The organism is Saccharopolyspora rhizosphaerae (assembly GCF_003931915.1).
In the GTDB taxonomy this organism is placed as follows: Bacteria; Actinomycetota; Actinomycetes; order Mycobacteriales; family Pseudonocardiaceae; genus Saccharopolyspora; species Saccharopolyspora rhizosphaerae.
Genome location: NZ_RSAA01000004.1, coordinates 108,518 through 130,697 on the forward strand (window position 1 = coordinate 108,518; position 22,180 = coordinate 130,697).

Here is a 22,180-nt window from a genome sequence, read left to right on the forward strand (position 1 = left end):
CAGAATCAGTCGCGTGAAGCCGGACACCAGCACCCTCGCCGCCGACTTCGACCGGCACCGCAGCCGCCTCATCGGGCTGGGCTACCGGTTGACCGGCCGGCTCGCCGACGCCGAGGACGCGGTGCAGGACGCCTGGCTGCGGCTCACCGACGCCGATCCCGCCGAGATCCGCGACCTGGGGAGCTGGCTGACCACGGTGGTGAGCCGGCTGTGCCTGGACAAGATGCGCTCGGCGGCCGTGCGCCGGGAGAGCTACGTCGGGCCGTGGCTGCCCGAACCCCTGGTGAGCTCGGTGGATTCCGACCCGGGTGACATCGTCGCCGGGCAGGACGACCTGCGGATGGCGGCGATGCGGGTGCTGCACGAGCTGCCGCCGGACCAGCGGCTCGCGCTGGTGCTGCACGACGGCTTCGACGTGCCTTTCGCCGAGATCGCCGAGGTGCTGGGCTGCAGCGTCCCGTCCGCCCGCCAGCACGCCTCCCGGGCGCGCAAGGTGATGAACGAGGCCGCCCCTCCGGAGCGGGCGCCGCTGCCCGAGCAGCAGCGAGCGCTGGAGGACTTCCTGACCGCGGTGGCGGCCAAGGACCTCGCCGCCCTCACCCGCCTGCTCAACCCGACCGCTGCCGTCTACGGCGACAGCGGCGGCAAGGCCCGCACCGCGCGCCGTCCGGTGGTCGGTGCCGAGAAGGTCGCGCGGTTCGCCGTCGGGCTCATCGAGAGGTACGGCACCGAGCTCGTCGGGTCGGTGCGTCCGGTGCTGGTCAACGGTGACCTGGGCCTGCTGTTCCCGGGCACCCCGGAAACCGCCCCGCGGGTGTTCTCGCTGGCCGTCCGCGACGGACGGCCGGCAGAGCTGTTCGACATCGTCAACCCCGACAAGCTCACCCACGTCGAGTTCAAGTGGTGATGTCCGGGGAGGTGCGGCTGTCCCCGGGGAGGTGTGGCTGTTCAGGTGCCGCTGTCCTCGCGCGGTGTGGCTGTCCGAGGTACCTGCACCACGCAGGAGCCATTGGAACTTCGCGCGAGATTCGAGGGCCCGAAGTTCCCTCGCCGAACTTCTCGAGGATTGTGAACGGTGGGGCCTCAGCCCAGCCCGCACCGCGGCAGGTTCTGTGCGGCCTCGTGGCGAGCACGCCGTGACGCCGCGTGGCAGGCAGAGCTGACGCCGCGTGGCGGGCGGTCTTGAAGCCGCGTGGCGGGCGGTCTTGAAGCCGCGTGGCGGTCGGTCCGAAGAGCAGCGCACGAGCCGCGGAGCCGCTGCGCTCTCCCCTTCAGGGGTTCCTGCTCCCCCCACCGCCACGCGGGCGACCACCGCACCAGGCTTCAGCGCTGCGGGACCTTGCAGGCTTCGCCGCTGGTGAAGCCCTGTGCTGTCAGCCCGAGGGCGTGGTTGAAGCGGGTGCGCTGGTTCTCCACGGCGATCATGTGGGTCAGCTCGACCAGGCCCTCGTGGCCCAGGCGCCGGTCGAGCTCGACGACCTGCTCGTCGGTGACCTGCACCGGCTGTTCGGTCATGGCATCGGCGTAGGCGATGACCAGCCGCTCCACCTCGGTGTAGGCGTCCGAGGTGCGGTAGTCGTCGATGTGCTGGAGCCGGTCGATGTCCAGGCCCTCGTTGCGCTGCAGCATCGTGCCGAAGTCGACGCACCAGGAGCAGCCGATCTTGGTGGCCACCCGGTAGACGGCCAGCTCGCGCAGGTTCGCCGGCAGCCTGGTCGCCGTCTTCTCCACCGCCAGCTCCGACACGGCCGCGGCCATCATCAGCCGTCGGTGGTGGGCGATCACGGTCAACGGGTCCAGCACGGCGCCGTACCGGCGCTGCGAGAACCTGTAGATGAGCTTGGTCAGCAGGTTCGCTCCGCTGGTGGGCACGCCCGGAATGCGCGGCATGTGCTCGCTCCCTCCTCGCCACCCCGGTTTTCGGGGTTCGTCACCGGAGAGACGAGGCAGGGCGCCGAAGCGTGACAGCTCAGCTCGGATCGGTGACGCGGGCCAGGAAGTAGACCACTCCGCTCTCCCGGTGGCGGACCAGGAACAGGAACGGGCGGTCGACCTCGACGCGGACCGGCTCGGGCTCCCGGACGACCGCGGTCAGCCGCATCATCACCGCCGTCGCGGCCGCACCCTCGAGACCCGCTTCGTCGACGTCGAGCACCGCTTCGTGCAGTACCTCCGACACCCGCAGGGATCTGTCGGTGAGCGGGGTGAAGTCCGCGGCCGGGGTGAACAGGTCGTGCACGCCCAGCGCGCCGAGCGGGTCGGTGAGCTCGGCGCCGCCGGAGACCTCGAACCGCGGGAGGAAGAGCTCGACCCTGCGCTGCTCCACCGCTCCGAGGAGCCCGGACAGCCGCGCGGAGTCGAGGGCGGTTTCGGCGGCGGACAGCTCGTCGTCGGGCAGGAGGACGAGCGCCTCCACTCCCCCGGCGGCCGGGAGACCGACCACCTGCCAGCCGTCGGTGGCGGCGTAGCCGAGGGTCCGCGCGGCCGTCATGGTCGGGACGTCCCGATCCCCGTCGGGTGCGTGGAAGGGCCGCTGGGCCGTCTTCGACTCCTCGAAGGCCTCCTTCCAGGGGACCTTCAGGTACAGCGCGTTGACCAGGGCGGCAACGGTCTGCGGGTGGACCGCACCGGTGGGCAGCAGCTCCGGGATGAGGTCGCGGGTGGTCTCGGCGACGTCGGCGTTGATCAGCTGACGGGCCGCCTCCGGGTCGTCCTGGAAGGGAGCGTTGCGCACCGCGCTGCCGGGCCAGTCCTTGAGCGCGAGCCGGTAGGACTCCTCGATCGGCAGGTCGGCGTGGGCCCAGAGGGTGTTGGCGACCGCCAGAACCGGCTGCTCACCGGAGGCCGCGGTGAGCTCCGAGGCCGAGCTGAGCAGTTCCAGCAGGTTCGCCGGTTCCTCGCGCAGGGCGTTGACCAGCTCTTCCCGGGTCTTGCCTCCGGTAGCGGTCGCGGCCAGGCCGAGCGCGCTGCTGACCGAGTACGGCGACCAGCAGAAGGTCTTCGCCGGCGGCGGAGCCAGCCTCTCGTGCAGGGCCAGGGTGAAGTCGAGGTGATCGTTCACGTCGGCGGGCTCCGTTCCGCGTCGTGGAGGCTCGGACTTGATCCCGAGTCTGCCAGAACGCGGCTCCCGACCAGGGCCGCGAACGCGTGCTCAGTGATGCCGGTGGAGGAGCCCGGGCGGAAGTTGGAACCTGTCCCGGGTGCGCCGCGTGTGGAGCGGCGCACCCGGGTCAGGGGACTGGGCGGGTGCGGTCACCCGCGCTGACTGCCCGGGGGAGGCGGTCAGCGGAGGGATTCCTCGATGTCGGACAGGCCCATGAGCCTGAGTTCCTGGGCGATGTACTCGGCGGCTCGCTGGCTGGCGGGGTCTTGCCAGCGGAGGTCTTTGATCCAGTCGGCCAGGTTGTCGGCGTTGACGTACGGCTCGCCTCCGACGACGAGCTTCTGGATGTAGTGCCGGTTGCGCATTCGGGGTCTCCTCGCGGCCCGACGTCGGGGAACGTCGAACCGCCGCCGCTCGGCTCGGGGTGCCTCGCGGTACGGGGATCAGGGCACATGCCGCCAGCGGAACCGCCGGTCGACACTCTGAGTAAGAATTGTTCCCGACGGATCGAGATCCATTCACCCCCATTCGGATTAACGTCACAGTGGTTTGGACACCCTGTGTACATGCCGCTCATGCCAGGTCACCGCCTGCGCATCCGTCAGCGAGGCGACCTGGTCGAGGATCACGCGAAAACGGGACGAATCGTCCGAAGCTCGCATCCAGGACTCGCGCATCGCTGCATCAAGTGAAGCCGGAGCGTTCTCGGTCAACGCCTCGACGAGTTCGGACAACAGCTCCCTCTGCTGCCTGAGCTTCTGCTTCCGCTCCTCGTCGTCGAACACGTAGTGCACCGCCATCGCCTTGAGGACCGTCACCTCGGCGACCGCCTCCTCCGGCAGCACCAGGTCCGCGCGGTAGCGGTGCAACCCGGAGCCGAAGCGGGCGACCGTGCCGCTGACCGCCGCGGCCACGAACCGGCCGACCAGCTCGCTGGTCAACCGCTTGAGGGCGACCTGCGCCGACATCGTCCCGTCGTAGTCGAGCACCGCCGCCACCACCGGCCAGCGCACCAGCTCGGCGGCGGCCTCCTCCAGCTGCGCGGTGTCCCAGGCGCGCGGGAAACGTCTTCCAGCGAGCTTGGCGATCTGAGCCCGCTCCTGCGGATCGGTCAGCGTGCGCAGCGAGATCCGGCCGGAGATCACCGCGTCCTCGACGTCGTGCACCGAGTAGGCCACGTCGTCGGCCCAGTCCATGATCTGCGCTTCCAGGCAGCGGTGACCCTCCGGAGCTCCCGCCCGGACCCACTCGAAGACCTCCAGGTCGTCGTCGTAGACGCCGAACTTGGGCTCTCCGGAGCGCCTCGGCCACGGGTACTTCATCGCCGCGTCCAAGCAGGCGCGGGTCAGGTTCAGGCCGCGCCCGACCTCACCGACGTCGGTGACCTTCGGTTCGAGCCGGGTGAGGATGCGCAGCGTCTGGGCGTTGCCCTCGAAACCGCCGTGGTCGGCGGCCAGCTCGTCGAGCGCGTCCTCGCCGTTGTGCCCGAACGGCGGATGTCCGATGTCGTGCGCCAGACCGGCGGTGTCGACGAGGTCGGGGTCGGCGCCCAGCGCGGTGGCGATGCCCCGGCCGATCTGGGCGACCTCCAGCGAGTGCGTCAACCGCGTGCGCGGCACGTCGCCGCCCTCGTTCGGCCCCAGGACCTGCGTCTTGCCCGCCAGCCGGCGCAGCGCGGCCGAGTGCAGGACCCGCGCGCGGTCCCGCGCGAATGGCGTGCGGTCGTCCGGGTGCGCGGAGGCGGCCTCCTTCGGCGCCTCGGGGTGCAGGCGCTGGAGGTCGTGCTCGCCGTACTCGGCCGGTTCCACGGGGCTCATCGAAGTGAGGCTAAGGCCCCGAGATGACATTTCCACGCCACGCCCCCGATGACGAGGTCAACGATGCCCACCGCTCCGCTGAAGGGGGGAAGTCCCCTGAGAACTTCTCACCGCGGAGGTGCGACCGCAGTTCCAAGCGGCGCCTCCCGCCCCCGAGTGTGACCGGAGACCCCGGCTTTCGACGGCGAGAACGGGGTTCAGCCGAGGCCGTCGCCGTTGAGCTCCGCGGGGGCGTGGGTGAGCCGGTAGTAGAGCAGAGCACCGGTCTCGCGGACGATGTACTTCATCTGGATCTCGCGGGTCTGCACCACCGGGCCCGAGCGGGCCGGCGACGCCCACGCCTCCAGGCCCATGTCGTTGGCCATGGTTCGGGCCCGCAACGAGTGCCACGGGTCGCTGACGATCAGCGCGCTGTCCCAGCGCCGCTGCTCGGCGAGGTCCGACACCGCCTGCATGCTGCCGAGGGTGTCGGTGCCGACGTCGACCTCGACGATCTTGTCGCGCGGCACGCCGTTGTCGACCAGCCACTTCTTGCCGGCCTGCGCCTCGGTGTAGGCATCACCGGCCTTGCGGCCGCCGACGGTGACGATGTGGTCGGCCAGCCCGTCTTCGTAGAGGCCGAGCGCCTGCTCCAGCCTCGCTTCGAGGATGTCCGACGGTTTGCCGTGGTACTGCGCAGCTCCGAGCACCACCGCGATGTCCACGGGCTGCCGGTCGTCCGCGCGGGCGACCTGCCACACGCGGATCGCAGTACCGCCGACCACCAGGATCGTCACCAGCAACGCGCCCGCCAGGGCGCGCGCGAAGATGCGACCGGTACGCGACCGGTGGGCGGGATGATGTGCGCTCACCCAGGCATCCTCGCAGATCCGAATCCAGCCCTGCCCGGGCCGGGCCCGTCCGAGAACCGGCCCGGTGCCCCGGGTTTCCGCATCGCGATCAGCAGCCGACCAGCCGGGCGCCGAGGTACTCCTCGAGCTTGTCGATGGCCACGCGCTCCTGGCTCATCGTGTCGCGCTCGCGGACCGTGACGGCGTGGTCGGAGAGGCTGTCGAAGTCGATCGTGACGCAGAACGGCGTGCCGACCTCGTCCTGCCGACGGTAGCGGCGACCGATCGCACCGGCGTCGTCGAAGTCGACGTTCCAGTTGCGGCGCAGCATCGCCGCCACGTCGCGGGCCTTCGGCGACAGGTCGGCGTTGCGGGACAGCGGGAGCACCGCGGCCTTCACCGGGGCCAGCCTGCGGTCCAGCTTGAGCACGACCCGCTTGTCCACGCCGCCCTTGGCGTTCGGCGCCTCGTCCTCGGTGTAGGCGTCGATCAGGAACGCCATCATCGGACGGCCGACACCGGCTGCCGGTTCGATCACGTACGGCCGGTAGCGGGAGTTGCTGGCCTGGTCGAAGTAGGTCAGGTCCACGCCCGAGTGGTTCGAGTGCGTGGTGAGGTCGAAGTCGGTGCGGTTGGCGACGCCCTCCAGCTCGCCCCACTCCTGACCGCAGAAGCGGAACCGGTACTCGATGTCGACCGTGCGCTTCGAGTAGTGCGACAGCTTGTCCTGCGGGTGCTCGAACTCGCGCAGGTTGTCAGCGTCGATGCCCAGGTCCCTGTACCAGCTCATCCGCTGGTCGATCCAGTACTGGTGCCACTGCTCGTCCTCGCCGGGCTCGACGAAGAACTCCATCTCCATCTGCTCGAACTCGCGGGTCCGGAAGATGAAGTTGCCGGGCGTGATCTCGTTGCGGAAGCTCTTGCCGATCTGGCCGATGCCGAAGGGCGGCTTCTTCCGCGCGGTCGTCATCACGTTCGCGAAGTTGATGAAGATGCCCTGCGCGGTCTCGGGCCGCAGGTAGTGCATGCCCTCCTCGGACTCCACCGGTCCCAGGAAGGTCTTGAGCATCATGTTGAACTCGCGCGGCTCGGTGTACTGACCGCGGTTGCCGCAGTTCGGGCACGGCACGTCCGACAGGTCGTCCTCGGTGACCTCCTTGCCGGTGCGCTCGGAGTGCTCCTCGGCGAGCTGGTCCGCGCGGAAGCGGCGGTGGCAGGAGGTGCACTCCACCAGCGGGTCGTGGAAGGCGCCGACGTGGCCGGAGGCCTCCCAGACCTGCCGGGGCAGGACCACGGAGGAGTCGAGGCCGACGACGTCGTCACGGCCCTGGACCATGGACTTCCACCACTGGCGCTTGATGTTGTCCTTGAGCTCGACGCCGAGCGGTCCGTAGTCCCAGGCCGACCGGGTACCGCCGTAGATCTCGCCCGACGGGAAGACAAAGCCGCGGCGTTTGCAGAGGTTGACGATCGTGTCGATCTGGTCGGCGGGCACGTTCACTCCGGGATGGTCACTGGATACACGTCGAACCAGCTGGTCGCGCTGGAATGACCCAGCGTACCGATGCGGCGGGGCCGACCTGCCGCCCGGGCCGTGAACGCTGCGAGAGCACCCCCTCGCTGCGGGTGATCGATCCCGCGTCGACCGATCGGGTCGAGGAGCCACATGCCCGTAGGATGGTGCGCGTGGAACGTCATGGCGTGGCCCCCGACCAGAGCGCGGCTCCGCGGCCGGACCGGCCGGAGGACCACGTCCACTCGCCGGATCGCGACGTGCGGCCGGTGCCGGTGCGCGACCAGCGGGTCCTGCACGACGCAGGAGAGCTGCTGCGCGCGCTGGCCGCACCCGTGCGCATCGCGATCGTGCTGCAGCTGCGCACCGCGGAGCGCTGCGTGCACGAGCTGGTCGACGCGCTGGGCGTGGCGCAGCCGCTGATCAGCCAGCACCTGCGGGTGCTGAAGTCGGCGGGCGTCGTCTACGGCGAGCGCCACGGCCGGGAGGTCATGTACCGGCTGGTCGACGAGCACCTGGCGCATATCGTGGTCGATGCGGCGACGCACGCCGAGGAGATCGCCCGCGAGCGCGCGGGCGGCGACGCAAGCGACGGCGGACAGGAGACGGAGACAGCGTGACCACCGGCCAGGAGCCCACTGTCGGCGTCCCGGGACTGCGGGCCACCAAGCAGCGCGCTGCGGTGGCGCAGCTGCTCGACCGGGTCGACGACTTCCGCTCAGCGCAGGAGCTGCACGAGGAGCTGCGGCGGCAGGGCGAGGGGATCGGTTTGACGACCGTCTACCGGACGCTGCAGACCCTCGCCGACGCCGGCGAGGTCGACGTGCTGCGCACGCCCTCCGGCGAAGCGGTCTACCGGCGCTGCTCGAGCCACCACCACCACCACCTGCTGTGCCGGCACTGCGGTCGCACCGTCGAGGTCGCCGACCCGCCGGTGGAGAACTGGGCTGAGCGCATCGGTCAGGAGCACGGCTTCTCCGACGTCAGCCACACGGTCGAGATCATCGGCACCTGCCCGGACTGCTCAGCCAAGGGCCACTGAACTCCTCAGGTGCTCGCCCTGCATGGCGGCGCCTGAGCGACTCCGGGCGGCGCCGCTCCTCGAGCACGGTATGCACGGCGTCGCGACGTGCTCGCCACGCATCCGCTCAGAACCCGCCGCGGTGCCGGCTCAGTCCCACACCAGGAGCAGCGGCTCCCGCCACCCCAGGCCCCGTCGAACTCGCGCGAAGTTCGACGGGGTTCTTCAGGCTTCACCACTCTCGAGGAGTTCGAGGCGGGAAGTTCCGGGTCGAAGTTCTCGCGAGGTTCGGACGGGGTTCACGGCGCGGGGGCCGGAGGCGGTGACTCCGGCGCCGTGCTGAGTGCGCTTCAGCGCACGCCGTGCTGAGGGCGCCTCAGTGCTCGTAGGTGTCGGGTGGGGGTGGGATGGGTGTGATCGTGAGCGGGTCGACGGTGGGGGTGTAGTCGTTGGCCTGGGTGGCCGTGCCTGGGCGGAGGCGGGCGGTGACCTCGATCCAGGTGTCGACCGGAAGCGCAGCGGCGCCGGGTCCGGTGAGGTCGACCTTGACCGCGGTGGCGTCGGCCGCGCAGCAGCTGATCCGCATCCTGGCCAGCTGGGTCGTCCGCGGTGCCGGGTGGACGACGAACCCCTGCAGGCGGACCGCGCGGTCGTTCAGCGCACCCGAGTCGTCCCAGACCACGCGCGTGGCGAACTCCGACATGCTCAGCAGCGGGGCCTCTCCCGGTGGCAGCGGCGGGAACTTCGCTCCCTCGGGCGCGGCGGGGGCGGCTGCGGCCCGGTCCCGGGTCACCGAGTCCGACCCCAGCGCGGGCGGCGCGACCAGGAAGATCGCGAAGACCGGGAGCAGCAGCAACCAGGGGCTGCGAGTGCCGTGCTCGTGCTGGTGCACCGCATGCCCGGCGCGGACGTCGCGGACGATCGCGACGCCGGCGAGCAGGACCACCGCCGCCCCGGACACGACCAGCCAGGGCTGCAGCGAGGGTGTCACGTAGCGCAGGTAGGCGCCGCTCAGCGCGAGCTTCAGGACCGCGCCACCGAGCAGCACCAGCAGGATGTTCTGGGCCTCCCGCCGCATCACGCACCCCCGAGCAGCAGCGCGCCCACGGCGCTCGCGCAGCCGATCGCGACCAGGAAGGTCACCGGTGCGAACCTCGCGGCGAAGCGGCGACCGAAGGTCCCCGCCTGCAGTGCGATGAGCTTGAGGTCCACCGCCGGCCCGACCACCAGGAACACCAGCTTCGGCAGCAGCGGTAGGCCGGGCATGGAGGCGACGACGAAGGCGTCGGCCTCGCTGCACAGCGCCAGCACCACCGCCAGCACCGCCATGACCAGCACGCCCAGCAGGACCTGCCCACCCAGGGTCTTCAGCCACTCGGCGGGCACCAGCACGTTGAACACCGCCGAGGTCAGCCCGCCCAGGACCAGGAAGCCGCCGGCTTCGACGAGGTCGTGCCGGGCGGACTCGGCGAACACCGCCCACCGGCCGGCATCGCCGTGGTGCGCCTGCACGCGGCGCAGCGCGCGTTCGGCGAGCCACTCGACGCGGCCGAGCTTCGCCCACAGCCAGCCCACCACGCAGGCGGTCGACAGCGAGCCGAGGAACCGGGCGGGCACCATCCACGGGTCGGCGGGGAAGGCCACCGCGGTGGAGACCAGGACGACTGGGTTCACCGCCGGGGCGGCCAGCAGGAACGCGAGCGCGGCGGCCGGGGCGACGCCCTGCTGCACGAGCCGTCGCGCCACCGGCACCGAGGCGCACTCGCACCCCGGCAGCGCGACCCCGGCCAGTCCGGCGACCGGCACCGCCGCACCCGTCCGGGCGGGCAGGGCGCGCTGCAGCACCCGCGGTGGCACGAACGCCGCGATCAGACCGCTGACCAGCACGCCCACAACGAGGAAGGGCACGGCCTGCACGCACACCGCGACGAACACCGTCGACCCGGTGCGCAGCGCGGGCACGTCCAGCAGCGCGGTCAGCTGCGGCTGGAAGACCACGGCCAGCACGAGCAGCCCGCACATCACCTCCAGCGAGGTGATCGCGGGTCGGCGGCGCGTCCGCTGTGGCGCGGCGATCTCGGTCACGAGCGCCATCGTGCCAGCGCCGCGTCGGCGCCGTTCCGGCTTCGCCCGCCGGGAGGGTGAAAGCGCAGCTCACCCGGGGTACCGACACACCGGAAGATCACCCGGGCGGGTGCGCTGCGGCGTGGATCAGACGCTGCCCTCGGACTCGGTGAGCAGCTCCGAGCGCAGTTGCGACGCCGTGGCGACGACCAGCATCAGCAGGGTGCCCAGCGGCGAGGGGTCCATGCCCTCGGCCGGGAACGCGTAGCGCAACGTCACGTCCACGCCGCGCTCGGTGCGCACCACGCCCAACGTGCCGAACAGCCCTTGACCGGCGCGTTCGGCGACGGACTGCGACAGCTCGTCGCTCGGCGGCAGGTCCCAGGCCACGACGCAGGTCAGGCTCAGCACCGTCAGGCCCTCCGCCAGCTGCATCGCCTGGACCGCGCACGGCACCTCCGAGTGCCGGAAGGTCAGCGCGCCGTCGTCGTCCACGTGCACGTCGTGGTAGTTCTCCAGCGCTTCTTTGGCCGCGGTCATCAACCGCGCGGTGGTAGCGGCCTCTTGGGTCATCAACTAGCCCTCCTGGGCCGACGTGGCTGTCGCCGACCGATCGATTGCGCCGCCGAAGCGGCGGTCCCGGCGCGCGTACTGCTCGCACGCCTGCCAGAAGTGCGTGCGATCGACGTCGGGGAACAGCGTGTCCTGGAAGACCATCTCGGCGTAGGCGGACTGCCAGAGCAGGAAGTTCGACGTCCGCTGCTCTCCCGAAGGCCGGATGAACAGGTCCACGTCCGGCATCTCCGGCTGGTAGGTGTACTTGGCGATCGTCCGCTCGTCCACCCGGTCCGGGTTGATCTTCCCGGCGGCCGCCAGTCGCGCGATCTCCCGCGCGGCGTCACCGACCTCCGCGCGACCACCGTAGTTGACGCACATCGTCAGGTTGAGCACTTCGTTGCCAGCGGTGCGGACCTCGGCGTCCTGCAGGGTGTTGACGACGCTGCGCCACAGCTTCGGCTTGCGCCCGGCCCAGCGGATCCGCACACCCATCTCGTCGAGCTCGTCGACGCGGCGCGCGATCACGTCCCGGTTGAACCCCATCAGGAAGCGCACCTCCTCGGGGCTGCGCTTCCAGTTCTCGGTGGAGAAGGCGTACAGCGACAACCACTTCACACCGAGCTCGATGGCTCCCCTGGCCAGCTCGAGCACGACAGCCTCGCCGCGCTTGTGGCCCTCGACGCGCGGCAGCCCGCGCTCGTTGGCCCAGCGGCCGTTGCCGTCCATGACCACCGCGACGTGGTTGGGCACGAACTCCGACGGCAACGCCGGCGGCCGGGCCCCCGAGGAGTGCGGCTCAGGTGCCCGAACGGTCGGGTCTTCCTTGCCTCGCCCGCGGCGTCGCAACATATCCAGGATCTCCTTCGGCGGTGCTCGACGTGCGTGGCCATTGTGACCGTCGAGCCCGATCATCAGTTCAGCGGCCGTCCGCTGTCGCCCTCCCCGGCTCCGACCAGCGCGGCCTCGGACGCGCGTTCGCGGATCAGGTCGGGCACCGTCCGCTCCACCAACGGCAGCGACCGCAGCTGCCGCTCCATGTACCACTGCAGGTGCGCGGCGACCAGCCCGCTGGCCTCCCGGCGGACCGGCCCGGTGGCGGCCTCGGCGGTGTCCCAATCACCGTGCAGCAACGCCTCCATCAGCGGCAACGTCGACGCCGAGGGCCGGACCGAACCGGCGGGCCGGCAGGTCGCGCACACCGCTCCACCGGCTTGGACGTTGAACGCGGCGTGCGGACCGGCCCGGCCGCAGCGCGCGCACTCCGTCAACGCGGGCGACCACCCGGCGAAGGACATCGCACGCAGCAGGAACGCGTCGAGCACCTGGGAGGAATCGCGGTCCCGGCCCGCCAGGGCGCGCAGCGCTCCCACGGCCAGCAGGTACAGGCGCAGCACCGGCTCGCCCTCCTCGGCGGCCAGGCGGTCGATGGTCTCCAGCACGGCGCAGGCGGCGGTGTAGCGCTGGTAGTCCTCGACGATCTGCACGCCGAAGGCGTCGACGGTCTGCACCTGGGTGATGACGTCGAGCGTGCGGCCGGTGTAGAGCTGCACGTCGACGTGGCAGAACGGCTCGACCCGCGCGCCGAAGCGGGAGGTCGTGCGGCGGACGCCCTTGGCGACCGCGCGCACCTTGCCGTAGCGCCGGGTCAGCATCGTGATGATGCGGTCCGCCTCACCCAGCTTCTGCACCCGCAGCACGACCGCGGTATCCCGGTAGAGGCTCACCAACCCATCCTCGCACCTCGGCGTGACGACGAGGCGCTACGTCGGCAGGCGCAACTCCGGAACGGCGTTGCGCAGCACGGTCCAGAGCACCACCAGCACCAGCAAGACCTGCGGTGACCAGCGCCGGCTCGTCCAACTCGGCAACGCGCGGCCGAAGCGGCCGGCGACCCACGAGGTCCAGGCCCAGGCCAGCGGCGGCAGGAGCAGCAGGGCGAGCGCGTTGTGGTGCAGCGCCGCGGCCAGGTCCGCGCGCAGCAGGTGGAACAGCATCCGGGTGAGGCCGCAGCCGGGGCAGTCCAGGCCGGTGAGGAGCTTGATCGGGCACGGCGGTAGCGGGAACCCGGCGTCCGAGGTGGGGTCGGCCGCGAGCACCAGCGCGGCACCCGCGCACCCGGCGAGCACGGTCGCGGCGGGCCACCGCGCCCGGTGCAGGAACGTCGATGCCGGTGCGGGACGTCCCGCACCGGCATCGACCTCAACCACGGCTCACCACTGCTGCGGCGGCTGACCCCAACCCTGCTGCGGGGGCTGGCCGTAGCCCGGCTGCTGGCCGTAGCCCTGCTGCGGCGGCTGGTACACGCCCGGTGCCTGCGGCACGTCCGGAGCGGCGACCACGACGGTCTTCATGATCTTGTCCGCCCAGGTCTGCTTCTTCTCCTCCCACAGCGGCGCGAGCCACCCGATGGGCAGACCGCAGATCGCCGAGTCCACGATGTGGCAGAGCTGACGCAGGAACGCGTTGCCGAAGCCGATCGGCTGACCGGTCTGCTCGCTCACCGTCTTGATCTTGGCGACCTTCTGACCGAGCGTCTGGCCCGTGGTGCCCCGCCGGTAGCAGGTGTTCCAGATGGTGAAGCCCAGCAGGCCGAGGTAGATGAGGCCGAGCACGATGCCGACGACGATCATCGTGGTCATCGCCGCGTCCTCGGACCCGCCAGCTGCGACGGCCGCGAAGACGAACCCGGAGACGATGTAGAGCACGAAGAACACGGCCGCGGGAATGGCGCCGTCGATCAGGTAGCCCAGCACCCGCGTCCCCCACTCGGCCAGCTGACCGGCCGGGTGCGCGCCCGGCGCGCCGTAGGGCTGCGGCGGGTATTGCTGCGGGTAGGGCTGCTGCGGCTGCGGACCCGACGGGGGCCCGAAGGAGTGCTGCGGCTGCGGGCCCGAGGGCGGGCCGCCGTAGGGCTGCTGCGGACCGGACGGCGGGCCGCCGTAGGGGTAGTTCACGACAGGAGTCCTCTTCCCAGGTCTTGCGGAAACGTCAAGGGGCGCTGCGAGGCCGTTCGGCAACGTAGCTCAGACGCACCGCCGTCGTGGGCGGTTCCGGTGAACCAGGGCGGAAAAAGTGATCAGAACCCCAGCTTGCGGAGCTGCCTGGGGTCGCGCTGCCAGTCCTTGGCGATCTTGACGTGCAGGTCGAGGTAGATCTTGCTGCCCAGCAGCGCCTGGATGTGCCTGCGCGCCTCAGAACCCACCGCGCGCAAGCGTTCTCCGCGGCGCCCGATGACGATGGCCTTCTGGCTGGAGCGCTCGACGTAGATCAGCGCGTGCACGTCGATCAGGTCGTCGCGGCCCTCGCGCGGGGTCATCTCCTCGACGGTGACGGCGAGCGAGTGCGGCAGCTCGTCGCGCACGCCCTCCAGCGCGGCCTCGCGGATCAGCTCGGCGATCAGCGTCGACTCCGGCTCGTCGGTCAGCTCGCCGTCCGGGTAGAGCTGCGGACCCTCCGGCAGCTGGGAGACCAGCACGTCGGAGAGCTCGTCGACCTGGAACGAGTCCTTCGCCGACACCGGGATGAGCTCGGCGAAGTCCACCACCTCCTGCAGCGCCAGCAGCTGCTCGGCGACCTGCTGCTTGGGCACCAGGTCGGTCTTGGTGACGACGCCGACCACCGGGGTCCGCTGGGCGACCTTCTTGAGCTGCTCGGCGATGTAGCGGTCACCGGGACCGATCTTCTCGTCGGCAGGCACGCAGAAACCCACGACGTCCACTTCGGACCAGGTCTCGTAGACCAGGTCGTTGAGCCGACGTCCGAGCAGCGTGCGCGGCCGGTGCAGGCCCGGGGTGTCGACGATGATCAACTGGGCGTCGGGGCGGTGCACGATGCCGCGGATCGCGTGCCGCGTCGTCTGGGGCTTGCTGGAGGTGATCGCCACCTTCGTTCCGACCAGGCGGTTCGTCAGCGTCGACTTGCCGGCGTTGGGCCGGCCGACGAAGCAGGCGAATCCGGAACGGTGGGCATCTTCGGAGGTCACCGCCCCATTGTGACGGCTCCCGGTCCTCACCTGCGCACCACCCACCACCCGGCCCCGCCGCACCGCCGCGCGCACGACGTCCGACCAGGCACCCGGTCATCCGCTGCTCGAAGGCCCCCGGCGATCAGCACCCGGGGCCCGTCGCCGCGAGCCGTCTCCGGTGTCCGCGGTGATCGCCGGTCGGACGCCGGGGTGGCTGCCGACGGGTGCGCCACGTCGATCCGCTGTCCGAAGCTGGTCCGGGTGTCGGCGAGTGCCGTTGTCAGCGCGCGAGAACCCGCGGTGATGGGTTGGGTGATCACCGCGGGTCCGTCGAGTCCCGCTGGTGGTGGAGGGGCGGCGGCGTGGGAGGACCGGCGCCTGCGACTGCTCTCGTCAGTCGGCGATGACGCCCTGGACCTCGCCCTTGGCGTTGGCGCGGAGGACCTGGACGTGCTGGGTGAGGTCGTGGGCGGCGGCGACCGAGGCGTGGTCGAGCGCGTCCGCGTCGGTGACGACGGCTGCAGCCTCGAGGCCTTCGGCGCCGCTGGAGACGGCTGCGGCGACGGCCGCCTGCAGGGCCGTGAGCTTCAACGACGACAGGTCCACCGTGGTGGCGGCGTAGGTGCGGCCGTCGGTGTCACGGACCGCCGCGCCCTCGGCGGCGCCGTTGCGGGCGCGAGAGGAACGCGCGAGGGTGACGATCTTGGCGTCCTCCGGGTCGAGCTCCTGCGGTGCCGCCTTCTCGACGTGGTCAGCCACGGCTGTTGCTTCCCTCCTGCTCGGCACCGCGCAGCGGTGCTTGTTCGTTGTTCACCCGGCGGACCAGCAGCGCGTTGATGCGGATCCGCCCGCGGTGGTCCTTGCCGCCCTCGGCGCGCAGCCGGAGCCCGGCGATCTCGGTCTCGGCGCCCGGCAGCGGGACGCGGCCCAGCTGCTGGGCCAGCAGCCCGCCCACGGTCTCCACGTCGGAGTCGTCGAGCTCGACGTCGAACAGCTCGGCGAGGTCCTCCACCGGCAGCCGCGAGCTGACCCGCACGGTGCCGTCCTCGTAGTGCTCGACCGGCCGGTGCTCCTCCCGGTCGGACTCGTCGGTGATCTCACCGACGATCTCCTCGACGATGTCCTCGATGGTCAGCAACCCCGCCGTGCCGCCGTACTCGTCGACCGCGATGGCGAGGTGGCTGCGCGAGATCTGCATCTCGCGCAGCAGCTCGTCGAGCCGCTTGGTGTCCGGCACGAAGGCCGCCGGGCGCATCAGGTCCGTGACGGCGGGTCCGGCCGACTCGGTGCTCTCCAGCACGATGCGCGTGAGGTCCTTGAGCGTGACCAGCCCGACGATGTCGTCGACGCTGTCGCCGATCACCGGGATCCGGGAGAAGCCGGAGCGCAGGCACAGCGCGAGCGCCTGCCGGGCGGACTTGGTGTGCTCGATCCAGATGATCTCGGTGCGCGGAACCATGACCTCGCGGGCGAGGGTGTCGCCGAGCTCGAAGACGGAGTGGATCATGTCCCGCTCGCCGGCGGCGACCACACCTCGCTCCCCGGCCAGGTCGACGAGCTCGCGCAGCTCGACCTCGGTGGAGAACGGCCCCTCGCGGAAGCCCTTGCCCGGCGTGAGCATGTTGCCGATCAGGATCAGCAGCCTGGTCAGCGGGTTGAGCAGCCGGGCCAGCACGCGCACCGGCGCGGCGATCTTCACGCCGATGCCGTACGGGTGCTGACGCCCGAGGGTGCGCGGGCCCACGCCGACCAGCACGTACGAAGCGACCAGCATGATCAGCACAGCGATGACCAACGCCCCGGTCTCGGACTCGGCGATCCGCAGCGCCACCACCGTGACCAGCACGGTCGCGCCCATCTCGCAGGCCAGCCGGAGCAGGAGCAGCAGGTTCACGTGCCTCGGCCGGTCGCCCAACAGCGCCACGAGCTGCTTCGCCCCGGCACGGCCTTGGCGGGCCAGGTCCTCCGCACGTGCCTGAGAGGCCACCGTGATGGCCGCCTCGGAGGCGGCGAACACGCCGGCCGCCAGCACCAGCAGCACCGCGAGCACCAAGAACGCGGTGGAACCGGCCAACGCCACTCCCCTAGTCCGCTGGAACCGGGCCGCTGCCCGGCTCGTCGTCCAGGCCGACCGCTCCCAAGACCTTGTCGTCCATGCTGCGCTGGGCCTGCGCCCGCTCAGCCTCGTCGCGCGCCTCGCGGTACTCCGCCAGGATGCGGTTCTGCAGGCCGAACATCTCGCGCTCCTCCTCCGGCTCGGCGTGGTCGTAGCCGAGCAGGTGCAGGACGCCGTGCACGGTCAGCAGGTGCAGCTCGTCGAGCGTGCTGTGGCCGGCCTTCTTCGCCTGGTCGCGGGCGAACGCCGGGCACAGCACGATGTCGCCGAGCAGCGCCGGACCGGAACCGGCCGAGTCGGGACGGCGGGCCGAGTCGTACTCGTCCATCGGGAACGACATCACGTCGGTGGGACCGGGCAGGTCCATCCACCGCTCGTGCAGGTCGGCCATCACGTCGAGGTCCACCAGCACGATGGACAGCTCGGCGAGCTGGCTGACGCTCATCTTGTCGAGCGCGAAGCGGGCCACGGAGACGATCGTCTCCTCCGGCACCGCGACGCCGGACTCGTTGGCGATCTCGATGGTCATGCTCGTCCTCGTCGCTGGCCGTTGCGGCGTCCGTCGTGCTGGTCGGTGTCGTTCAGCGCGTGCCAGCGGTCGTAGGCGTTGACGATGTCGGTGACCAGCCGGTGCCGCACGACGTCGTGGCTGTCCAGGTCGGAGAAGTGCACGTCGTCGACGTCGCCGAGGATCTCCTGCACCATCTTCAGGCCGCTGCGCTGACCACCGGGCAGGTCGATCTGCGTGACGTCACCGGTGACCACGATCTTCGAACCGAAGCCCAAGCGGGTCAGGAACATCTTCATCTGCTCGGGCGTGGTGTTCTGCGCCTCGTCCAAGATGATGAAGGCGTCGTTGAGCGTGCGGCCGCGCATGTAGGCGAGCGGGGCGATCTCGATCGTGCCCGCCTGGGTGAGCCGCGGCACCGACTCGGGATCGACCATGTCGTGCAGCGCGTCGTAGAGCGGCCGCAGGTAGGGGTCGATCTTCTCGTAGAGGGTGCCGGGCAGGAACCCGAGCCGCTCACCGGCCTCGACGGCCGGGCGGGTCAGGATGATCCGGTTGACCCGCTTGGCCTGCAGCGCCTGCACCGCCTTGGCCATCGCCAGGTACGTCTTGCCGGTACCGGCCGGGCCGATGCCGAACACCACGGTGTGGTTGTCGATGGCGTCGACGTAGCGCTTCTGGTTGAGCGTCTTGGGGCGGATGGTGCGCCCGCGCCGGGAGACGATGTCCAAGCTGAGCACGTCGGCCGGCGACTCGTTGTTGTCGGCCGAGAGCATGCCCACGCTGCGGCGGACGATGTCCGGGTTGAGCTGGCTGCCCTTGCCGATCAACGCGATGAGCTCGGCGAACACGCGTTCGGCGAACGCCACCTCGGCGGGCTCGCCGGTCAGCGTCACCTCGTTGCCCCGGACATGGACGTCAGCGGTGAGCACGTCCTCGATCACCCGCAGGTTCTCGTCCCGCGAGCCCACCAGCGTCAGCACGACGTCGTCGGGGACGTTCACCTTGGACTGAGCGGCTGCGGCCTGCGGCTGCTCTCCGGACTGGGCGGCGGCGCCACCCGCTGCGAAACCGGCCACGTAGTTCGGGCCCACCTTCTGCGCGTGCGCGCGGGTCGTTCGGTCAGTTCTCCCTGGCACCGATGGTAGTCCAAGGGAGCAACCGAGTTGCTGACCTGCTCCCCCGGACCTCGGCCGTCAGCCCTTGAGCGGACCGCCGGTCATGCCACCGAGCCATTCCCCGCCGAGCAGGTGCAGGTGCACGTGGAAGATCGTCTGGCCCGCGTCGGCGTTGGTGTTGAACAACAACCGGTAACCGGACTCGGCGATTCCCTCCGCTTCGGCGATCTCGTTCGCGGTGGTGATCAGCTCGGCCAGCAGCGCCGGGTCGGCCGCGGCGAGCTCGGCGGCGTTGCGGTAGCGCTGCTTGGGGACGACCAGCACGTGCGTCGGCGCCTGCGGGTTGATGTCGCGGATGGCGATGACCCGGTCGTTCTCCCGCACGATGTCAGCCGGGATCTCCCGCGCGATGATGCGCTGGAACAGCTCAGTCTCCTCGCTCATGCCCGAAGGCTATCCGAAGTGGATGTTCGACAGCGGGACCGCTGGGAGCCGCACCGCAGGGAGCACCGATCTCGCCACGCACGCGGAGCGTCAGGACCAGCGGGTGGTGAGCGCGCCCAGCGCGCCGAGGGCCACCGCAGCGGCCGTGGAGGCGCGCAGCACGGTGCGTCCCAGGCGGGTGACCTGCGCTCCCGCCCGGGTCAGAGCGGCGAGCTCCTCATCGGTGATGCCGCCCTCCGGGCCCACCACCAGCAGGACCTCGCCCGACTCCGGCAGGTCGACGTCGGTGAGCTGGCCGGTGGCCGACTCGTGCAGGACGAGCGCGGTGTCGACCTCGGCGACGAGCTCCGCCAGCTGCTTGGTGCTGACCGGCTCGGTGATCTCGGGCGTCCAGGCGCGGCGGGCCTGCTTGGCGGCCGAGGCGGCGGTCGTGCGCCATCGGGCGAGCGCCTTGGCGCCGCGCGGCCCGTCGTCCCACTTGGCCACGCAGCGGGACGCTCGCCACGGCACGACCCCGTCCACGCCGGACTCGGTCGCCAGTTCGACCGCGAGCTCGCCGCGATCGCCCTTGACCAGCGCCTGCACCACCCGCACCCGCAGCGCGGGCCGCGGCTCGTGCCAGGTCTCGGAGACGGTCAACCGCAGCGAGTCGCGTTCGGCGGCCTCGACCGAGCACCGCGCCATGCCGCCCTGCGCGTCGGAGAGCAGGAGCTCCTCGCCGACGCGCAGGCGGCGCACGGTCGCGGCGTGCTTGCCCTCCGGGCCGTCCAGCGTGGTGGGGCCGACCTCGGGCAGCCGCTCCACGGAGAAGACCGGCAGCGACACGGGCTACCTCAGCGGTGCCCGAACGAGCGGAACCGGGAGAACAGCCCCTGCCTGGCGTTGCCGTTCGCGGTCACCGTCGGCTCGGGCTGCTCCTCGCCGCGCAGCTTGGCGAGGTCGCGCAGCAGCTCCGCCTGGCCGTCGTCGAGGTGCGTGGGGACCACGACGTCCAGGTGGACGTGCAGGTCGCCGTGACCGCTGACCTTGCCGTTGGAGCGGAGCTTGGGCAGTCCGCGGCCGGTGATGACGTGCTCGGTGCCGGGCTGGGTGCCGGGCTCCACGGCGATCTCCTCGCGGGAACCGTCCAGCGTCTCCAGCAGCAGCACGGTGCCCAGCGCCGCGGCGGTCATCGGCAGCTCGACGTTGCAGTGCAGGTCGGCGCCGTCCCGGGTGAACCGCTCGTGCGGCAGCTCCTCGACCTCGACGAAGAGGTCGCCCGCCGGGCCACCGCCGGGGCCGACCTCGCCCTCGCCGGCGAGCCGGACGCGCATGCCGTCGCCGACGCCCGCCGGGATCTTGACGGTGATGGTGCGCCGAGCGCGGACCCGGCCGTCACCGGAGCACTGCTGGCAGGGGTCGGTGATGACCTCGCCGAAGCCGCGGCAGACCGGGCAGGGACGGGACGTCATGACCTGGCCCAGGAAGGACCGCTGCACCGACTGCACCTCGCCGCGACCACCGCAGGTGTCGCAGGTCGAGGGGGCGCTGCCGGCCTTCGAACCGCCGCCGTCGCAGACGTCGCAGAGCACCGCGGTGTCCACGGTGATGTCGCGGTTGACGCCGCTGGCGCACTCCTCGAGCGTCAGCTCCAGGCGCAGCAGGGCGTCGGACCCGGGCTGCACGCGGCTGCGCGGGCCGCGGCCACCGCCGCCGCCTCCGCCGCCGAAGAAGGCGTCCATGATGTCGCCCAGGCCGCCGAAGCCGGCGAACGGATCGCCACCCATGCCGCCACCGGCGCCACCGCCGTTGCCCATGGGGTCGCCGCCGAGGTCGACCACCTGGCGCTTCTTCGGATCGGAGAGCACCTCGTAGGCGGTGGTCACCTCCGCGAACCGCTCCTGAGCCTCTTCGTCCGGGTTGACGTCGGGGTGCAGCTCCCGGGCGAGCTTGCGGTACGCCCGCTTGATCTGCTCGGGTGTCGCGTCCCGGGGGACCCCGAGGGTCGCGTAGTAGTCCCTGGCCACCTTCTCCGTACTTCCTCTGCTCGATTGAGTCGAGTTGTTGCCGGTCTAAGCCGGTGCAACCTCACCGGCCGTCCAGGATCTCACCCACGTACGCGGCCACGGCACGGACCGCCGCCATCGTCCCGGGGTAGTCCATCCGGGTCGGGCCGACCACTCCCAGGCCGCCCAGGACCATCCCGTCCGAACCGTATCCGGTGGAGACCACCGAGGTCGTCTGCATCTCCAACGCCTCGTTCTCGGCGCCGATGCTGACCCGGACGGTACTCGAATCGCGAGCGGCGGCGAGCAGCTTGAGCACCACCACCTGCTCCTCCAGGGCTTCGAGCACCTGGCGCAGCGAGTTGGGGAAGTCGGCGACGTTGCGGGTGAGGTTGGGGGTGCCTCCGAGCACCATACGCTCCTCCGGGTGCTCGACGAGCGACTCGATGAGCACGCCGCAGACCCGGACGAGCACGTCGCGCAGTTCCGGCGGCGCCTGGTCGGGCAGCTCGGCCACGGCCGCGGAGGCGTCGGCGAGCCGCTTCTCGGTCATCGCCGAGTTGAGCACCGTGCGAAGCCGGGCCACGTCGTCGTCGGTGATGACGTCACCGAGGTCGACCATGCGCTGGTCGACGCGGCCGGTGTTGGTGATCAGCACCAGCATCAGCCGGGCAGGGGTGATGGTGACCACCTCGACGTGCCGGACCGTGGACCGGGTCAGCGTCGGGTACTGCACCACCGCGACCTGCTGGGTGAGCTGTGCGAGCAGCCGCACGCTGCGTCGCATCACGTCGTCGAGGTCCAGAGCGCCGTCCAGGAAGTTGCGGATGGCCCTGCGTTCCGGACCGGTCAGCGGCTTGACCTCGTGCAACCGGTCGACGAACAGCCGGTAGCCCTTGTCGGTCGGGATGCGACCGGCGCTGGTGTGCGGCTGGACGATGAAGCCGTCCTCCTCCAGCGTCGCCATGTCGTTGCGCACCGTGGCGCTGGACACACCGAGGTTGTGGCGGTCGACCAACGCCTTCGACCCGACCGGCTCCTTGGAGGACACGAAGTCGGCCACGATCGCCCGCAAGACCTCGAAACGGCGTTCATCAGCGTTCAACCCGCGCCACCTCCTACACGCCTGCCCAGCGGAT

General features: G+C 71.0%; 25 protein-coding genes. 3 read left to right on the forward strand and 22 right to left on the reverse strand.

Annotated elements, in window-relative coordinates; genetic code table 11:
- Nucleotides 1-13: 13 nt before the first annotated feature.
- Nucleotides 14-907 carry a sigma-70 family RNA polymerase sigma factor gene (locus tag EIL87_RS03950; protein ID WP_125088769.1) on the forward strand — a complete coding sequence of 298 codons (894 nt, stop codon included), beginning with the start codon at nucleotides 14-16 and terminating at the stop codon, nucleotides 905-907.
- 416 nt (nucleotides 908-1,323) lie between these two features.
- Here the strand turns inward: EIL87_RS03950 and EIL87_RS03955 are convergent, their stop codons facing one another.
- From EIL87_RS03955 to EIL87_RS03980, 6 genes are all read right to left on the reverse strand, one after another.
- Nucleotides 1,324-1,890, reverse strand: coding sequence for a carboxymuconolactone decarboxylase family protein (locus EIL87_RS03955; protein ID WP_125088770.1), 567 nt, complete (start codon nucleotides 1,888-1,890; stop codon nucleotides 1,324-1,326).
- Nucleotides 1,891-1,969: 79 nt separating this feature from the next.
- Nucleotides 1,970-3,061 carry a serpin family protein gene (locus tag EIL87_RS03960; RefSeq protein ID WP_125088771.1) on the reverse strand — a complete coding sequence of 364 codons (1,092 nt, stop codon included), beginning with the start codon at nucleotides 3,059-3,061 and terminating at the stop codon, nucleotides 1,970-1,972.
- A 221-nt stretch (nucleotides 3,062-3,282) separates the two neighbouring features.
- Entirely contained in the window at nucleotides 3,283-3,468 is a 186-nt protein-coding gene (locus EIL87_RS03965) for a hypothetical protein (RefSeq protein ID WP_125088772.1), read from the reverse strand.
- 174 nt (nucleotides 3,469-3,642) lie between these two features.
- Nucleotides 3,643-4,920, reverse strand: a complete 1,278-nt coding sequence (locus EIL87_RS03970; RefSeq protein WP_125088773.1) for a deoxyguanosinetriphosphate triphosphohydrolase — start codon at nucleotides 4,918-4,920, stop codon at nucleotides 3,643-3,645.
- Nucleotides 4,921-5,117: 197 nt separating this feature from the next.
- Complete coding sequence (locus EIL87_RS03975) at nucleotides 5,118-5,771, reverse strand: YdcF family protein (protein WP_233576005.1); 654 nt, start codon at nucleotides 5,769-5,771, stop codon at nucleotides 5,118-5,120.
- Between the two features lie 88 nt (nucleotides 5,772-5,859).
- Complete coding sequence (locus EIL87_RS03980; protein ID WP_125088944.1) at nucleotides 5,860-7,245, reverse strand: glycine--tRNA ligase; 1,386 nt, start codon at nucleotides 7,243-7,245, stop codon at nucleotides 5,860-5,862.
- A 182-nt stretch (nucleotides 7,246-7,427) separates the two neighbouring features.
- Between EIL87_RS03980 and EIL87_RS03985 the strand changes: the two genes are divergently transcribed.
- Complete coding sequence (locus EIL87_RS03985; protein WP_125088774.1) at nucleotides 7,428-7,883, forward strand: ArsR/SmtB family transcription factor; 456 nt, start codon at nucleotides 7,428-7,430, stop codon at nucleotides 7,881-7,883.
- Complete coding sequence (locus EIL87_RS03990) at nucleotides 7,880-8,305, forward strand: Fur family transcriptional regulator (protein ID WP_125088775.1); 426 nt, start codon at nucleotides 7,880-7,882, stop codon at nucleotides 8,303-8,305. Before EIL87_RS03985 ends, EIL87_RS03990 begins: the two co-directional genes overlap by 4 nt.
- A gap of 355 nt (nucleotides 8,306-8,660) precedes the next feature.
- On the opposite strand, the gene EIL87_RS03995 is transcribed toward EIL87_RS03990, so the two are convergent.
- From EIL87_RS03995 to hrcA, 16 genes are all read right to left on the reverse strand, one after another.
- Nucleotides 8,661-9,362: a TIGR03943 family putative permease subunit gene (locus tag EIL87_RS03995; protein WP_125088776.1), complete on the reverse strand. Its 702-nt coding sequence runs from the start codon at nucleotides 9,360-9,362 to the stop codon at nucleotides 8,661-8,663.
- The gene (locus EIL87_RS04000; RefSeq protein ID WP_125088777.1) at nucleotides 9,362-10,378 is read right to left on the reverse strand and encodes a permease; all 1,017 of its coding nucleotides are present in this window, start codon (nucleotides 10,376-10,378) and stop codon (nucleotides 9,362-9,364) included. The genes EIL87_RS03995 and EIL87_RS04000 overlap by 1 nt, the downstream gene beginning before the upstream one ends.
- Before the next feature lie 117 nt (nucleotides 10,379-10,495).
- Nucleotides 10,496-10,921, reverse strand: a complete 426-nt coding sequence (locus tag EIL87_RS04005; protein ID WP_125088778.1) for a hypothetical protein — start codon at nucleotides 10,919-10,921, stop codon at nucleotides 10,496-10,498.
- A gap of 3 nt (nucleotides 10,922-10,924) precedes the next feature.
- Nucleotides 10,925-11,755, reverse strand: coding sequence for an isoprenyl transferase (locus tag EIL87_RS04010; protein WP_125088779.1), 831 nt, complete (start codon nucleotides 11,753-11,755; stop codon nucleotides 10,925-10,927).
- Nucleotides 11,756-11,817: 62 nt separating this feature from the next.
- Nucleotides 11,818-12,630: a DNA repair protein RecO gene (recO, locus tag EIL87_RS04015; protein ID WP_125088780.1), complete on the reverse strand. Its 813-nt coding sequence runs from the start codon at nucleotides 12,628-12,630 to the stop codon at nucleotides 11,818-11,820.
- 36 nt (nucleotides 12,631-12,666) lie between these two features.
- A complete protein-coding gene (locus EIL87_RS04020; protein WP_233576006.1) occupies nucleotides 12,667-13,113 on the reverse strand; it encodes a DUF2752 domain-containing protein in 447 nt (148 codons plus the stop codon).
- A gap of 3 nt (nucleotides 13,114-13,116) precedes the next feature.
- On the reverse strand, nucleotides 13,117-13,860 hold the full coding sequence (locus EIL87_RS04025) for an RDD family protein (protein WP_158628580.1): 744 nt from the start codon (nucleotides 13,858-13,860) through the stop codon (nucleotides 13,117-13,119).
- 122 nt (nucleotides 13,861-13,982) lie between these two features.
- Nucleotides 13,983-14,888, reverse strand: coding sequence for a GTPase Era (era, locus tag EIL87_RS04030; protein WP_125088782.1), 906 nt, complete (start codon nucleotides 14,886-14,888; stop codon nucleotides 13,983-13,985).
- A 375-nt stretch (nucleotides 14,889-15,263) separates the two neighbouring features.
- The gene (locus tag EIL87_RS04035) at nucleotides 15,264-15,629 is read right to left on the reverse strand and encodes a cytidine deaminase (RefSeq protein WP_125088783.1); all 366 of its coding nucleotides are present in this window, start codon (nucleotides 15,627-15,629) and stop codon (nucleotides 15,264-15,266) included.
- Complete coding sequence (locus EIL87_RS04040; protein ID WP_125088784.1) at nucleotides 15,622-16,944, reverse strand: hemolysin family protein; 1,323 nt, start codon at nucleotides 16,942-16,944, stop codon at nucleotides 15,622-15,624. The genes EIL87_RS04035 and EIL87_RS04040 overlap by 8 nt, the downstream gene beginning before the upstream one ends.
- Nucleotides 16,945-16,954: 10 nt before the next feature.
- Nucleotides 16,955-17,515, reverse strand: a complete 561-nt coding sequence (gene ybeY, locus EIL87_RS04045; protein ID WP_125088785.1) for an rRNA maturation RNase YbeY — start codon at nucleotides 17,513-17,515, stop codon at nucleotides 16,955-16,957.
- Nucleotides 17,512-18,573 carry a PhoH family protein gene (locus EIL87_RS04050; RefSeq protein ID WP_125088946.1) on the reverse strand — a complete coding sequence of 354 codons (1,062 nt, stop codon included), beginning with the start codon at nucleotides 18,571-18,573 and terminating at the stop codon, nucleotides 17,512-17,514. Before EIL87_RS04050 ends, ybeY begins: the two co-directional genes overlap by 4 nt.
- 117 nt (nucleotides 18,574-18,690) lie before the next feature.
- Complete coding sequence (locus EIL87_RS04055; RefSeq protein WP_125088786.1) at nucleotides 18,691-19,056, reverse strand: histidine triad nucleotide-binding protein; 366 nt, start codon at nucleotides 19,054-19,056, stop codon at nucleotides 18,691-18,693.
- A 90-nt stretch (nucleotides 19,057-19,146) separates the two neighbouring features.
- Nucleotides 19,147-19,881: a 16S rRNA (uracil(1498)-N(3))-methyltransferase gene (locus tag EIL87_RS04060; RefSeq protein ID WP_125088787.1), complete on the reverse strand. Its 735-nt coding sequence runs from the start codon at nucleotides 19,879-19,881 to the stop codon at nucleotides 19,147-19,149.
- 8 nt (nucleotides 19,882-19,889) lie between these two features.
- Nucleotides 19,890-21,062, reverse strand: coding sequence for a molecular chaperone DnaJ (gene dnaJ / locus EIL87_RS04065; protein ID WP_125088788.1), 1,173 nt, complete (start codon nucleotides 21,060-21,062; stop codon nucleotides 19,890-19,892).
- Between the two features lie 61 nt (nucleotides 21,063-21,123).
- Nucleotides 21,124-22,146, reverse strand: coding sequence for a heat-inducible transcriptional repressor HrcA (gene hrcA, locus EIL87_RS04070; protein ID WP_125088789.1), 1,023 nt, complete (start codon nucleotides 22,144-22,146; stop codon nucleotides 21,124-21,126).
- Nucleotides 22,147-22,180: the final 34 nt, after the last annotated feature.